General features: G+C 73.3%; 12 protein-coding genes. 4 read left to right on the forward strand and 8 right to left on the reverse strand.

Annotated features, from left to right (window positions below; genetic code table 11):
* The first annotated feature begins 58 nt into the window (after positions 1 to 58).
* The gene (locus tag D3A59_RS05095) at positions 59 to 2,530 is read left to right on the forward strand and encodes a sensor domain-containing protein (RefSeq protein ID WP_119153814.1); all 2,472 of its coding nucleotides are present in this window, start codon (positions 59 to 61) and stop codon (positions 2,528 to 2,530) included.
* Here the strand turns inward: D3A59_RS05095 and D3A59_RS05100 are convergent.
* The 3 genes from D3A59_RS05100 to D3A59_RS05110 form a co-directional block, all read right to left on the reverse strand.
* Entirely contained in the window at positions 2,505 to 3,353 is an 849-nt protein-coding gene (locus D3A59_RS05100; protein ID WP_119153815.1) for a 23S rRNA (adenine(2030)-N(6))-methyltransferase RlmJ, read from the reverse strand. The genes D3A59_RS05095 and D3A59_RS05100 overlap by 26 nt on opposite strands.
* A gap of 157 nt (positions 3,354 to 3,510) precedes the next feature.
* Entirely contained in the window at positions 3,511 to 4,806 is a 1,296-nt protein-coding gene (locus D3A59_RS05105) for a cytochrome c (protein WP_119153816.1), read from the reverse strand.
* On the reverse strand, positions 4,803 to 5,549 hold the full coding sequence (locus D3A59_RS05110) for a c-type cytochrome (RefSeq protein WP_119153817.1): 747 nt from the start codon (positions 5,547 to 5,549) through the stop codon (positions 4,803 to 4,805). The genes D3A59_RS05105 and D3A59_RS05110 overlap by 4 nt, the downstream gene beginning before the upstream one ends.
* 272 nt (positions 5,550 to 5,821) lie before the next feature.
* On the opposite strand from D3A59_RS05110, the gene D3A59_RS05115 reads away from it, so the two are divergent.
* Positions 5,822 to 6,271 (forward strand): hypothetical protein, encoded by a 450-nt coding sequence (locus tag D3A59_RS05115; protein WP_170162300.1) that lies wholly within the window; start codon positions 5,822 to 5,824, stop codon positions 6,269 to 6,271.
* 39 nt (positions 6,272 to 6,310) lie between these two features.
* Here D3A59_RS05115 and D3A59_RS05120 read toward each other — a convergent pair whose 3' ends face one another.
* Together D3A59_RS05120 and D3A59_RS05125 are read right to left on the reverse strand one after the other, a co-directional pair.
* A complete protein-coding gene (locus D3A59_RS05120; protein ID WP_119153819.1) occupies positions 6,311 to 6,922 on the reverse strand; it encodes an SAM-dependent methyltransferase in 612 nt (203 codons plus the stop codon).
* 74 nt (positions 6,923 to 6,996) lie between these two features.
* Positions 6,997 to 7,830 carry an HDOD domain-containing protein gene (locus D3A59_RS05125; RefSeq protein WP_119153820.1) on the reverse strand — a complete coding sequence of 278 codons (834 nt, stop codon included), beginning with the start codon at positions 7,828 to 7,830 and terminating at the stop codon, positions 6,997 to 6,999.
* 144 nt (positions 7,831 to 7,974) lie between these two features.
* Between D3A59_RS05125 and purT the strand changes: the two genes are divergently transcribed.
* A complete protein-coding gene (gene purT, locus D3A59_RS05130) occupies positions 7,975 to 9,189 on the forward strand; it encodes a formate-dependent phosphoribosylglycinamide formyltransferase (protein ID WP_119153939.1) in 1,215 nt (404 codons plus the stop codon).
* Positions 9,190 to 9,359: 170 nt separating this feature from the next.
* Positions 9,360 to 10,886: an NAD(P)H-dependent oxidoreductase gene (locus tag D3A59_RS05135; protein WP_119153821.1), complete on the forward strand. Its 1,527-nt coding sequence runs from the start codon at positions 9,360 to 9,362 to the stop codon at positions 10,884 to 10,886.
* A gap of 20 nt (positions 10,887 to 10,906) precedes the next feature.
* Here D3A59_RS05135 and D3A59_RS05140 read toward each other — a convergent pair whose 3' ends face one another.
* The 3 genes from D3A59_RS05140 to D3A59_RS05150 all read right to left on the reverse strand — a co-directional run bounded on the left by D3A59_RS05140 (position 10,907) and on the right by D3A59_RS05150 (position 14,026).
* Positions 10,907 to 11,452 carry a GNAT family N-acetyltransferase gene (locus D3A59_RS05140; RefSeq protein ID WP_119153822.1) on the reverse strand — a complete coding sequence of 182 codons (546 nt, stop codon included), beginning with the start codon at positions 11,450 to 11,452 and terminating at the stop codon, positions 10,907 to 10,909.
* Positions 11,453 to 11,494: 42 nt separating this feature from the next.
* Entirely contained in the window at positions 11,495 to 12,994 is a 1,500-nt protein-coding gene (locus D3A59_RS05145) for an AMP nucleosidase (protein WP_119153823.1), read from the reverse strand.
* Between the two features lie 183 nt (positions 12,995 to 13,177).
* Positions 13,178 to 14,026 (reverse strand): 3-hydroxybutyryl-CoA dehydrogenase, encoded by an 849-nt coding sequence (locus D3A59_RS05150; protein ID WP_119153824.1) that lies wholly within the window; start codon positions 14,024 to 14,026, stop codon positions 13,178 to 13,180.
* Positions 14,027 to 14,056: the final 30 nt, after the last annotated feature.

Below are 14,056 nucleotides of genomic sequence, written 5' to 3' on the forward strand. Positions count from 1 at the left end.
GGCGAAGGCCTGCCGGACCGGGCCCGGCGCCACGATCCACTCGAAAGTCCCGACGGTGATGGACCTCTCCACTGAAACAACGCGCAGCGCCGAGCAACTGGAGCGGCTCGTCCAGCATGTGCCGGGGCTGATCTACCAGCTGCTGGTGCGCACCGACGGCAGCAACGCCTTCCTGTACGTGAGCCCCTCGGTGTCGCGGCTGTTCGAGGTCCATCCGGCCGATGTCGAGCAGGATGCCGACCGGCTGTGGAGCAAGGTGCACCCGGACGAGCTCAGCGGCCTGATGAGCTCGCTCGAGCTCGCCGGGCTGCAGCAGAGCACCTGGCGCCACGAGTTCCGCGTGCTCACGACGGCGGCCGAGCCGACCTGGATGCATGCCGAGGCCTCGCTGCAGCTGCTGCCCGACGGCAGCCGGCTGTGGCACGGCTACATGCGCGACATCACCGAGCGCAAGCAGGCCGAGCAGCGCATGTGGCAGAGCAAGCAGCTCTACCGCTCGCTCGTCGACGCGATGCCGCAGTGCGTCTACCGCATCGACCGCGAGGGCCGCATGCAGTACGCGAACCCCGCGCTGCTGGACCTGCTCGGCTGCGACCTGCAGGACGTGCTCGGCCTGTCCGCCGAGGTGCTGTTCCCGACGCCGCTGGCGGCGCGGCTGATGCAGCGCTCGCGCGAGGTGATGGCCGACGCGCGGTCGCAGACCTTCACCGAGGAGACGGTGGACCTGCGCGACGGCTCGCTGCGCACGGTGGAGGTGACGCTGCTGCCGCTGGCCGCGCCCGGGGACGGCGGCGCCGCGGGCCTGCAGGGCGTGCTGCGCGACATCACCGAGCGGGTGCGCCACGAGGCCGAGCTGCGGCTGGCGGCCACCGTGTTCGAGGCCAGCCGGCAGGCGGTCGTCATCACCGACGCCGAGGCGCGCATCCTGCGCGTCAACCCCGCCTTCGAGGCCATCACCGGCTACTGCGGCGCGGAAGTCACCGGGCGCAACCCGAGCGTGCTGGCCTCCGGCCAGCAGGGCGAGGCCTTCTACCGGCAGATGTGGGAGGCGCTGCTGCGCGACGGCCACTGGAAGGGCGAGCTGGTCAACCGCCGCAAGAGCGGCGACATCTACATCGAGCACCTGTCGATCTCGGCGGTGCGCGACGCGGAGGGCCGGCTCAAGCACTACGTCGGCATCTTCAGCGACGTCACCGACCGCAAGCGCGCCGAGGAGCGCATCTACTACCTCGCGCACCACGACGCGCTCACCGGCCTGCCCAACCGCGTGCTGTTCCACGACCGGCTGGCGATGGCGCTGGAGGCCTGCCGGCGCCACGGCACGCACCTCGCGGTGCTCTACCTCGACCTCGACCGCTTCAAGAGCATCAACGACAGCCTCGGCCACGGCGTCGGCGACGAGCTGCTCGCCGTGGCCGCGCAGCGGCTGAAGGCGGCGCTGCGCTCCACCGACACCGTCTGCCGCCAGGGCGGCGACGAGTTCATCGTGCTGCTGCCGGAGATCGCGCACCCCGACGACGCGATGGTGGTCGCCGAGCACATCGTCGAGGCGCTGCGCCAGCCCTTCCTGCTCGGCACGCACCGGCTGGCGGTCTCGGGCAGCGTCGGCATCGCCGTCTATCCCGAGGACGGCAGCGACAGCGAGGCGCTGCTCAAGCATGCCGACGTCGCGATGTACGCCGCGAAGAAGCAGGGGCGCAACCTCGCGCAGTTCTTCCAGCAGAGCATGAACGAGGCGGCGGTGCGCCGCTCGCGCATCGAGACCGAGCTGCGCGCCGCGCTCGGCCGCGACGAGCTGTTCATCGTGATGCAGCCGCTGGTGGGCCTGTCGGAGCGGCGCATCTGCGGGCTCGAGGCCCTGGTGCGCTGGAACCACCCGGAGCGCGGGCTGGTGCCACCCGGCCACTTCATCGAGGTCGCCGAGGACAGCGGGCTGATCGTGCCGCTCGAGCGCGAGGTGCTGCGGCTGGCCTGCCTCGCGCGCACGCGGCTGCCCGGGCTGCCGGCCGACGCGCGCGTCGCGGTCAACATCTCGACGCTGCAGTTCGGCCAGCCCGACTTCTGCAGCCACGTGGAGCAGGTGCTCGCCGAGACCGGGCTCGCGCCCGCGCTGCTGGAGCTCGAGGTGACCGAGCGCATGCTGATGAACGACACCGAGCGCGTGATGGCGACGATGCACCGCCTCGAGGCGATGGGCGTGCGCATCGCGATCGACGACTTCGGCACCGGCTACTCCTCGATGAGCTACCTGCACCAGCTGCCGGTGAGCAAGCTGAAGATCGACATGTCCTTCGTGCGCCCGCTGGACCAGCGCCACAGCAGCCGCGCGATCTGCCAGGCGATCATCAGCATGGCGCACAGCCTCGGGATGAGGACGGTGGCCGAGGGCGTCGAGACCGAGGAGCAGCAGCGCATCCTCGCCGAGCTCGGCTGCGACGAGGTGCAGGGCTACCTGCACGCGAAGCCGATGACGCCCGAAGCGCTCGGCCCCTTCGTCGCCGAGTTCAACCGGCGCGGCCGTCCAGCGTGAAGGCCGCGCCCTCGTCCTGCCCGAGCGCCTGCACCAGCCAGGGCATCGCCGGGCGCAGCGCCGCGGCGAGCGTGTAGGGCGGGTTGTAGACGAACATGCCGCTGCCGTGCAGGCCCAGGCCGTCGGCCGCGGGCCGCCGCACCGAGAGCGTGGCGTGCAGCCAGCTCTCGCCGGCCAGGCGCTGCAGCTGGCGCGGCAGCTCGCGGCTCTCGGGGCGCACCACCTGCGGGTACCACACCGCGACGGTGCCGCTCGGGAAGCGCTGCTGCGCCTCGCGCACCGCGGCGACCACCTTGCGGTAGTCGTTCTTGTCCTCGTAGGGCGGGTCCATCAGCACGAGGCCGCGCCGCGGCGGCGGCGGCAGCACCGCGCGCAGGCCGGCGAAGCCGTCGGCAGCCTCGATGCTGACGCCGCGCTTGACCTCGGCGAAGTGCTGCTGCAGCAGCCGGCTCTCGGTGGGGTGCAGCTCGTACAGGCGCAGGTGGTCCTGCGCGCGCAGCATCTGCGCCGCGATCTGCGGCGAGCCCGGGTACCAGCGCAGCGCGCCCTCGGGGTTGAGCGTGCGCACCTGCGCGAGGTAGTCGGCCACCGGCAGCGGCGCGTCGTCGCTGCGCCCCCACAGCGGCGCGATGCCGGTCTCGAACTCGGCCTTCTTCGTCGCGTAGCCCTGCGTCAGGTCGTACAGGCCGCCGCCGGCATGCGTGTCGACGACCCAGAAGGGCTTGTCCTTCTGCAGCATGTACTTGAGCAGCTGCACCAGCACCATGTGCTTGAGGACATCGGCATGGTTGCCGGCATGGAAGCCGTGGCGGTAACTGAACATGGGGCGCGCTCCGGCGGACGGGAAAGGGGACGGGCCGCCGGCAGGCGGCCCGGGGAATCGGCGAAGGCGCGACTATACGGGTCGCGCGGCGGCGGGCTGCGATGAGGGCTTGTCCGCCGCCGGCGCGGCGGCATCGCCGGCACACGCCCGCCCCGGCTCACGGCCGCCCCTCGCCCTGGCGGTGCCGCAGCACGTCGAGCGGCGACAGCGGCGCGGCCTCGTTGCCCCAGGACTGGCGCAGGTAGGTGAGCAGCGCGGCGAGCTGCACGTCGTCGAACACCGGCGCGAAGGGCGGCATGCCGTAGGGGCGCGGGTTGCCGGCGGTGGCGGGCGGAAAGCCGCCGGCGAGCACGGCGCGCAGCAGGTTGGCGGGCGGGTCCATCGTCACCGCGCGGTTGCCGGCCAGCGCCGGATACGCACCCGGCGCGCCCTGCCCCGCCTCGCCGTGGCAGCCGGCGCAGTGCTGCCCGTAGAGCCGTGCGCCGAGCGCGAGCTGCTCCGCGTCGGCGCGCTGCACCGGCGCCCGCGGCGCGGCGGGGGCCTGCGGCAGCTCCTTCAGGAACACCGCGATCGCGCGCAGGTCGGCCTCGTCCAGGTACTGCGTGCTGCGGAACACCACCTCGGCCATCGGCCCGAGCGCCGAGCCCTGCGGCGCGACGCCGGTCTTCAGCAGCGCGACCACGTCGCGCAGTTCCCAATGCGCGACGCCCGCCTCGCGCGGCGAGTTCAGCGCCGGCGCGTACCAGTTCTGCATCGGGATCAGCCCGCCGCCGAACTCGAGCGACTCGCGCGTCGCGCCGAAGGCGTTGCGCGGCCCGTGGCAGGCGTTGCAGTGGCCGAGGCCGCGCACCAGGTAGGCGCCCCGGTTCCACTCGGCGCTGCGCTGCGGGTCGGGCTCGAAGCGGCCGGGGCGGAAGAACAGCAGCCGCCAGCCGGCCAGCGCCCACTGCGTGCTGAACGGGAAGCGCAGCTCGTGCGGGCGGTTGGGCTGGCGCACCGGCGGCAGGCTGCGCAGGTAGGCGTGGATCGCGTCGGCGTCCTCGCGCGTCACCTGCGTGTAGTTCGGGTACGGGAAGGCCGGATAGAGCAGCCGCCCGTCGGCGGAGCGGCCGAAATGCATCGCGCGCCAGAAGTCGTCGGCGCTCCAGCGCCCGAGCCCGGTCTCGTCGTCGGGCGTCAGGTTGGACGCGTAGACGGTGCCGAAGGGCGTCTCGATGGCGAGCCCGCCGGCCCACGGCGCGCCGCCGCGCGCGGTGTGGCAGGCCATGCAGTTGCCGGCGCGCGCGAGGTACTCGCCGCGGCGCAGCAACTCGCTGCCGCGCTCCTGGCGCTGCGGATAGGGCGCGTTGCTGCCGGGCACGTCGTCCTCGCCCGACAGGTCGAGCGCGAACACCGCGACGAGCGCGAGCACGATCAGCACCAGCAGCGCGAGCAGCAGCCGCTTCGGGTTCATCGCGCCGCCTCCGCCACGCCGCCGCAGCGCAGCGGCATCGGTGCCTGCAGCGCCGCCGCCGGCTTCGCGTCGGCCGGCAGCGGCTGCGAGGACAGCCAGGTGGAGATCGCGCCGATGTCCTGCGGGGACAGCTGTCGCGCGACCTGCGCCATGCAGTCGGGCGCATGCGCGCGGCGCTGGCCGGTCTGCCAGGCGCCGAGTTGGCCGTTGAGATAGTCGCGCGGCAGCCCCAGCAGCCCGGGGATGGCCGGCTGCACGCCGGTCAGCGCCGCGCCGTGGCACTGCGCGCAGGCCGGGATGCGGCGCGACGCGTCGCCCTGCCGCACCAGCGCCTCGCCGCGCGCCAGCAGCGCCGCCGGCGCGTCGCGGGTCTGCGGCGGCGGATAGGGCAGGTCCAGCGCGGCGAAATGCCGCGCCATCTCCATCAGGTAGTCGTCGCTCAGGTGCTGCACCAGGTAGCTCATCAGTCCGTGGTGGCGCCGCCCGTCGCGGAAGTTCACCAGCTGGTTGAACAGGTAGTCCGCGGGCTTGCCCGCGATGCGCGGGAAGTAGCCCTGGTTGCTCGCGCGCCCCTCCTTGCCGTGGCAGGCGGTGCAGGCGAGCACGCGCTGCGCGATCGTGTCGGGAACGGCGACCGGCGCAGGGAGCTGGGCCTGCACGGAGCCGGCCAGCGCCAGCAGCAGGGCCGGGGCCCGGCCGCGGAACCGGGGGCGCCGGCGGGAAGACGGTGCAGCAGCGTTCATCACGGACGATTGTCGGCGCAGTCCAGCGGGCCTGCCGTGCCGGCGCCTCCGCGTGGCAGCAAGCGGCATGCCCCGTGACCCGCGAATGCGCGTTCCGGGACAGAGCAGCGTCGCAGCAACACTTTTGTCACATTTCGACACCTCGCGCATACCCCGGTGGACGCCCCGCATGGGCAAAGCCGGTCCGCCGTGTTACCGTAACAATATGTTATGAGGTTGCCGGGCCGGATCGCCGCGCACCGGACCGCCCCTTTCAGGACGTTTGCAGCACCATGCGGGAAGACAGGAAGAAGCCTTACCAGGTCTTGCTGGACAAGATGAAGTCGGCCTACGCGGCGGAGCACTACCACGAGGTCACCTGGCTTGCCTACCGCGTGCTGGAGGACCGGCTCGGCTCGGTGCTGCGCCAGTCCGGCGGCGCCACCTTCGGCAATCACCGCCCGATCCAGACGCTCGGCCCGCAGATCGGCGAGCTCAGCAGCCGGCGCGAGCGCGACCCGCTGCTCGGCGAGGCCTTCAGCGCCGAGCTGATGAGGCAGCTGCACGACTGGAAGGAGCAGCGCGACACCTTCGCGCAGGCGGTGGCAGCGGGCGCGCCGCCCTTCGAGCAGATCGGGCAGGACGCCTTCCAGCTCGCGCAGCGCGGCCTCGCGCTCGCCAACCTGGCCTGCGCAGCCACCCGCCAGTTCAAGCGGCAGCGCGCGCTGCGGGCCGCGGCCTGAGCGGCGGCGGCGGCGGCCGCGCTCCGCGGCCGGTGCGGCTCAGCGCCGCGTCAGCACCACCGCCAGCTCCGCGATGCCCATCGGGTGCGGCACGCGGGCATAGGGCGGACGCGGCCAGTCCCAGGAGGTGGACGGGAACAGCGCGCGCATCGCGTGGATGTCGCAGTGGTAGGGCGGCCCCTCGATGAAGCCCTCGGCGGCGCCGGGTCGCAGCGTCTGCATGAACAGCGCGAGCAGTCGCCCGCCCGGGCGCAGCCAGCGGTGCAGCTGCGCGGCATAGGTGGTCCACTCGTCCGGGTGCAACGCGCACAGGCAGGTCTGCTCGTACACCGCGTCGACCGGATCGGCCGGCTCCCAGTCCAGCACGTCGGCGAGGCGCACCGGCACCGCGAGCCCCTCGGCGGCGAGGCGCTCGCGCGCGATCTCGACCGCCGCCGCCGCGTAGTCCAGGCCGGTGACGCGCAGCCCGGCGCGGGCCAGCGCGAGCACGTCCCAGCCGCTGCCGCAGCCGGGCACCAGCACGTTCTGCCCCGGCTGCAGCGTGCCGTCGGCGAGCCAGGCGGCGATCTGCGGTCCGGGCGCGCTGCGGTCCCAGGGGGTCTGCCGGGACTCGAATCGCTGCTGCCAGAACTCGGGGGTGGGTCCGCTCATCGCTGCCTCGCGCAAGGGGGAAGTCGGAAGGGGCCCGTCGATGATACGCAGCGGCGGCGGCGGCGGCGGCGTGCCTAGTCGTCGAGCTCGCGCACCAGGCGCAGCGCGGCCGGCGGCGAGAGGTGCAGCAGCGCCGCGATCTCCTGCAGCTCGGCATGCAGCGCGCCCTCCTGCCCTTCGGGCGGCCAGCCGCGCTCGGTGCGGCGCGCGAGGCGCACCGCGAGCGCGACGCAGCGCACCGGCGACGGCGCGCCGGGATGGTCGTCGCTGATGTGCAGCATCAGCGCGGGCAGCCGCCAGGCCCGCATCAGCGCGAGCTGCAGCGCATCGAGCCGCATGTTCAGCAGCCGCTGCTGCGCCTCGCCCGGCTCGAGCGCGGGCTCGGCGTCGAGGCGGCGCCGCAGCTCGAGCGCGAGCGCCGGCGCATGGCACCACAGCAGCATCTCGCCGAACTCGTGCAGCAGCGCGGTCTGGTGGATCACCGCCGCGTCGTCGTCCATGCGATGCACCGCGAAGCCGAGCGCGAAGGTCGCGGCGCGCCGGCTGCGCCGCAGCAGCGCGGCGACCGCGGTGCGCGCCTCGGGCGCGTCGTGCAGCAGCTGCTCGACCGTGAGCGGCTCGCCGAAGGCGCGGAAGAAGGGCGGGATGCCGAGCATCACCAGCGCCTCGGTGACGGTCTCGGCGTCGCTGGTGCGGCGCGGATGGCGCAGCGCGGCGACATGCGACAGCAGCTTCAGCACCATCAGCGGGTCGCCGCCGACCTCCTGCGCGAGCAGGTGGGCGTCGACCGCGTCCTCGCATCCGCGCAGCGTCCCGATCGTGGCGGCGGTGGAGGCGAACACCGGCAGGTCCATGCGCAGGAAATGCGCGATCCAGGCATCGAGGTCGGGCAGGGGGCGGGCGGACATGGCGGCGCGGTGCAGGGGTGTGGCCCCTTTATCGGCGCACGCGCAGCGGGGTTGAATCGGGATTCACCCGCAGCAGCGACTCGCTACGATGCGCGGCTGATCCATTGCCCCACCGAAGGAGACCCCGCCATGCCCGCTCCCGCCCTGCCCTGCCTCGGCACCCCGCTGTCCCCCACCGCCACCCGCGTGATGCTGCTCGGCTCGGGCGAGCTCGGCAAGGAGGTGCTGATCGCGCTGCAGCGCCTGGGCGTCGAGACGATCGCGGTGGACCGCTACGAGAACGCGCCCGGCCAGCAGGTGGCGCACCACGCGCGCACCATCGCGATGAGCGACCCCGAGGCGCTGCGCGCGCTGATCGAGGCCGAGCGGCCGCAGCTCGTCGTGCCCGAGATCGAGGCGATCGCCACGCCCATGCTCGAGCAGCTCGAGGCGCAGGGCGTGGTGCGCGTGATCCCGACCGCGCGCGCCGCGCGGCTGACGATGGACCGCGAGGGCATCCGCCGGCTCGCGGCCGAGACGCTGCAGCTGCCGACCAGCCCCTACCGCTTCTGCGACTCGCTGGAAGAACTGCAGGCGGCGATCGACGGCACGGACGGCCCCGCGATCGGCTATCCGTGCATCGTGAAGCCCGTGATGAGCAGCTCGGGCAAGGGCCAGAGCCGGATCGACGGCCCGGCCGACGTGCGCAAGGCCTGGGACTACGCGATGGCGGGCGGGCGCGTCAGCCACGGCCGCGTGATCGTCGAGGGCTTCATCGACTTCGACTACGAGATCACGCTGCTGACGGTGCGCGCGCGCGGCGCCGACGGCAGCGTGGAGACCCGGTTCTGCGCGCCGATCGGCCACGTGCAGGTCGCGGGCGACTACGTCGAGAGCTGGCAGCCGCACCCGATGCACCCGGCGGCGCTCGAGAAGGCGCAGCAGATCGCCAGGGCCGTCACCGACGACCTCGGCGGCCAGGGCCTGTTCGGCGTCGAGCTGTTCGTCAAGGGCGAGCAGGTCTGGTTCAGCGAGGTCAGCCCCCGCCCGCACGACACCGGCATGGTGACGATGGCCACGCAGTGGCAGAACGAGTTCGAGCTGCACGCGCGCGCGATCCTCGGGCTGCCGGTGGACACCTCGCTGCGCAGCCCCGGCGCGAGCGCCGTGATCTACGGCGGCGTCGAGGCCGCCGGCATCGTCTTCGACGGCGTCGACGAGGCGCTGCGCGTGCCGCAGACCGAGCTGCGCCTGTTCGGCAAGCCCGAGAGCTTCGCCCGGCGCCGCATGGGCGTCGCGCTCGCGCACGACGCCGACGTCGAGCAGGCGCGGCGGCTCGCGAAGGAGGCCGCCGCGAAGGTGAAGCCGCGCGCGGCCTGACCCTCGCCCCGCGCTTCGGGGGACACCCGGGCCCGGACCCGTGCGCCGGCCGGCATCCCCCGCCGCGTCCAGCCCCTTGCGGTACAAGCACGGCACGAGCGGCCGCGAGCCGGCCGGCAGTCCCGCCGCGGCCGGCGGATCGTTGCGCCGCGCCAAGGGAGAACCGATCCGTGTCGAGCCGCGCGAGGGTGCTGCTGGTGCTCGGGCATCCGCGCCCGGGCAGCTTCTGCGAGGCGCTGGCCGCCGCCTACTGCGACGGCGCGATGGATGCCGGCGCGCAGGTGCGCGTGCTGCGGCTGGCGCAGGCCGAGTTCGATCCGGACGTGCACGCAGCCTCGCCCGAGCAGCAGCCGCTGGAGCCGGTGCTCGCGCAGGCGCAGCAGGACATCGTGTGGGCGCAGCATCTCGTGTTCGTCCACCCGGTGTGGTGGGGCAGCTTCCCGGCGCGCCTCAAGGGCTTCCTCGACCGCTGCCTGACGCCGGGCTTCGCCTTCGCGCACCGCGAGGACGGTGCCTGGGAGAAGCTGCTGGCGGGCCGCACCGCCGAGCTGATCACGACGCTGGACACGCCGCGCGGCATCTACCGCCTCGTGCAGCTCGCGCCGGGCCACCGGGCGCTGGCGGTCGCGACGCTCGGCTACTGCGGCGTGCGCACGGTGCGCCAGACCGAGTTCGGCCCGGTCGTCACCTCGGCTCCCGAGGAGCGGCGGGAGTGGCTGCGCCAGGCGCATGCGCTCGGGCTGCGCTTGCGCGACGGCGTGCTGAGCCCGGGGCAGCGGGCGTGGCAGCCGGTGGCCGCCTGGCTGCGCGCGCTGCGCCTGCAGTTCCACCCGATGGCCTGGCTGGCCTACACGATGGCGGCGCTGGCGGCGGCGGGCGGCCGCCCGCTCGACCTCGCCGCCTGGGCGCTGGGCCTGCTCGCGCTCTTCCTGCTCGAGGCCGCCACCGTCTTCTGCAACGACTGGTTCGACCGCGGCAGCGACGCGATCAACCGCAACGCCGGCCCCTTCACCGGCGGCTCGCGGGTGCTGGTGGACGGCAGCATCGCGCCCGGGTCGATGGGCGCGGGCATCGCGCTCGCGCTGGCCGGCTTCGTCTTCGTGCTGGCGCTGCTGGTCGAGGTCTCGGCCGCGCCTGCCGCGCCGCTGCTGGCGTCCTTCGCGGTGCTGGCGGTGCTGGCGCTCGGCTACACGGTGCCGCCGCTCAAGCTCAGCCACCGGGGCCTGGGCGAGCTCGCCGTGGCGCTCACGCACAGCGCCGGCGTGATGCTGCCCGGCTGGCTGCTGCAGGGGGGCGATGCGGCCTCGCCGCTGCCCTGGCTGCTCGGCGTGCCGCTCGCCGTCGCGGTGTTCCCGGCCATCGTGCTGTCGGGCGTGCCGGACCACGATGCCGACCGCGCCGCGGCCAAGCGCACGCTGGTGGTGAAGCTCGGCATCCCGGCGAGCCTCGCGCTCGCCGCCGCCTCGGCGCTGCTCGCCGCGGCACTCGGGCTCGCCTGGTGGGCCTTCGGCGTGGCCGGCGGCGCCTACAGCGCGCTCATCGTGCCCGCGGCGGCGCACGCGCTGTGGCTCGCCGCGGGCCTGCGGGCGCTGCGGCAGCGCCGCTCGCCGCCCGGGCGCATCGACGCGCTGATGGCGCGTGCGCTCGGCTTCACGGCCTGGTTCGCGATCGTGCCGCTGGCCTCGCTGCTGGGCTGAGCCGGCCCTCCTCGCCCGCCTCAGGGCCGCGCCGCGGCGTACAGACGCACGTCGCGCGGCTCGTCGGACACGTTGGGGTGCACGATGTAGCGCCGCAGCACGCCCTCGTACTGCATGCCGATCTTCTCGAGCACGCGCGCCGAGGCACCGTTGTCGACGTCGCAGACCGCGTCGACGCGGAACACGTCCGGCTGCGCCATCGCCTCGCGCAGCACCGCGCCGGCGGCCTCGCTCATCAGGCCGCGCCCCCAGTGCGCCGCGCCGAGCAGGTAGCCCATGCGCGCGCGGTGCGGCTGCCCGGACAGCGGCACCAGCTCGACGAGGCCCGCCAGCTCCTCGGTGTCGCGCCTGAGCACCATCCAGGTCCACCCGCTGCCCTTGAGCCAGCGGAACAGGTCGTAGGAGATCTGCCGCCGCGTGTCCGCCACGCTCGCGTGCGGGCGCCAGCCGAGGTAGCGCGTCACGCGCGGGTCGCCGGCATAGCCGGCGAAGGCGGCGACCGCGTCGCCCGGCTGCGGCTTGCGCAGCAGGCAGCGCGGCGTCTCGAGGATGTCGGGCATTCGCATGCCGGGCTCCCAAGCAAGCGACGTGCGAAGGCGGAGGGGCCCTTACTGGAATGCGACCTCGGCGAAGCTGCGCAGCTTGCGGCTGTGCAGCTGGCCGGCGCTGGCGCGGCGCAGGATCTCGACCGCGCGCATGCCGATCCTCAGGTGCTGGTCGACGCGCTCGCGGTAGAAGTGGTTGGCCATGCCCGGCAGCTTGATCTCGCCGTGCAGCGGCTTGTCGCTCACGCACAGGAGCGTCCCGTAGGGCACCCGGAACCTGAAGCCGTTGGCGGCGATCGTCGCGCTCTCCATGTCGAGCGCGATCGCGCGGCTCTGGCTGAAGCGGCGCTCGGGCGTGCGGTGCGGCAGCAGCTCCCAGTTGCGGTTGTCGGTGGAGGCGACGGTGCCGGTGCGCATGATGCGCTTGAGCTCGTAGCCCTGCAGCCGCGTGATGTCGGCCACCGCCTGCTCGAGCGCGAGCTGGATCTCGGCCAGCGGCGGGATCGGCACCCACAGCGGCAGGTCCTCGTCGAGCACATGGTCCTCGCGCACGTAGCCGTGCGCGAGCACGTAGTCGCCGAGCTGCTGCGTGTTGCGCAGGCCGGCACAGTGACCGAGCATGATCCAGGCGTGCGGGCGCAGCACCGCGATGTGGTCGGTGATGGTCTTGGCGTTGGCCGGGCCGACGCCGATGTTGACCATGGTGATGCCGCCGCGGTCCGGGCGCACGAGGTGGTAGGCCGGCATCTGCGGCAGCCGCGGCGGCACGCTGCCGAGCTCGTCGCCGGGCTCCGGCGCGCGGCCGGCGCGGCGCGTGACGACGTTGCCCGGCTCGACGAAGGCGACCGTCTCGTCGTCGTCCGAGGGGTGGTCGGGGTCGGGGCGGCGCAGCATCAGCTCGCGCCCCATGCGCACGAACTCGTCGATGTAGAACTGGTAGTTCGTGAACAGGACGAAGTTCTGGAAATGCTCCGGCGCGGTGCCGGTGTAGTGGCGCAGCCGGTGCAGCGAGTAGTCCACGCGCGGCGCGGTGAAGAGCGCCAGCGGGTGCGGCTCGCCGGCCGCCGTCTCGCAGGTGCCGTTGGCGATGCCGTCGTCCATCACCGCGAGGTTGGGCAGGTCGAAGAGGTCGCGCATCAGCAGCCGGCGCTCCGGCGGCAGGCTGCCCTCGAGGTGGTCGCCCTCGGCGAGCGAGAAGTGCACGGGAATCGGCTGCTGGCTCACGCCGACGTCGAGCGCGACGCGGTGGTTGCGCAGCAGCAGCCGGAACTGCTCGAGGTAGTAGCGGCCGTAGAGGTCGGGGCGGGTGAGCGTGGTCTCGTAGGTGCCGGGGCCGGCGACGAAGCCGTAGCTCAGCCGCGAGTCGGCGCGCGCCACGGTGTCGGTGTGCACGCGCACGAACGGATAGCAGGCCCGCACGTGGCCGGGCAGGTCCTCCCCGGCGACGAAGCGCTGCAGGGACTCCCGCAGCAGGCCGATCTGCTGGTCGTAGATCGCGCGCACGCGCTCGAGTGCGGCTTCGGCGTTCTCGAAGCGCTCGGTGGCGAAGCTCTGTGACGTCATGGGCATCCCTCCGTGGATCGTCCCATTGTGACGTCGCCGCCGCCGCCGCGCGGCGCGAGGCCCGGCGTGCCCCCGCCGCACGAGGGGCACGCCCTTGCGGGCCGGCTCCCGCGCGGGCAGGCTGCCGGCTGCCCCCCACGGCGGGAACGTCCCGCCCTGCCCCGGACGCGGCCGGGCTGCGCCTCAGTAGGTGTAGACGCCGCGCCCGGTCTTGCGGCCGAGCCGGCCGGCGGCGACCATCTCCTTGAGCAGCGGGCAGGGCCGGTACTTCGAGTCGGCGAACTCGGTGAAGTACACGTTCATCACCGCCAGGCACACGTCCAGGCCCACCAGGTCCGCGAGCGCCAGCGGCCCGATCGGGTGGTTGCAGCCGAGCTTCATGCCCGCATCGATGTCCTCGGGCGTCGCCAGCCCCTCGGCGAGCACGAAGAAGGCCTCGTTGATCATCGGCACCAGGATGCGGTTGACGACGAAGCCCGGCGCGTTCTTCACCGTGATCGGCGTCTTGCCGAGCCGCTCGGCCAGCGCCTTGACCGCGTCGTGCGTCGCGTCGCCGGTCTGCAGCCCGCGGATGATCTCGACCAGCGCCATCATCGGCACCGGGTTGAAGAAGTGCATGCCGATGAAGCGCTCGGCGCGGTTCGTCACCGCGGCGAGCTGCGTGATCGAGATCGACGAGGTGTTGCTCGCGACGATCACCTCGGGCGCGAGCAGCGCGTCGAGCTGCCTGAGGATGCGGATCTTGAGCTCCAGGTTCTCGGTCGCGGCCTCGATGACGAGCTGTGCGCCCTGCAGGTCCCCGTAGTCGGTCGAGCCCTTGATGCGCGCGAGCGCCGCGTCCTTCTCGGCCGCCGTCATCTTCTCCTTCTTGATCAGGCGGTCGAGGCTGCCGGCCACGGTGGCCAGGCCCTTCTGCACAGCGGCTTCGGCCACGTCCACCATCACGACGTCGATGCCGCTGACCGCGCAGGCCTGCGCGATGCCATTGCCCATGGTGCCGGCGCCGATGATGCCGACGGTCTGGATGCTCATTGAAATGCTCCTCCTGCGGGACGAAAGAAG

The sequence above is a fragment of the Caldimonas tepidiphila genome (assembly GCF_003569765.1).
Classification (GTDB): Bacteria; Pseudomonadota; Gammaproteobacteria; order Burkholderiales; family Burkholderiaceae_C; genus Caldimonas; species Caldimonas tepidiphila.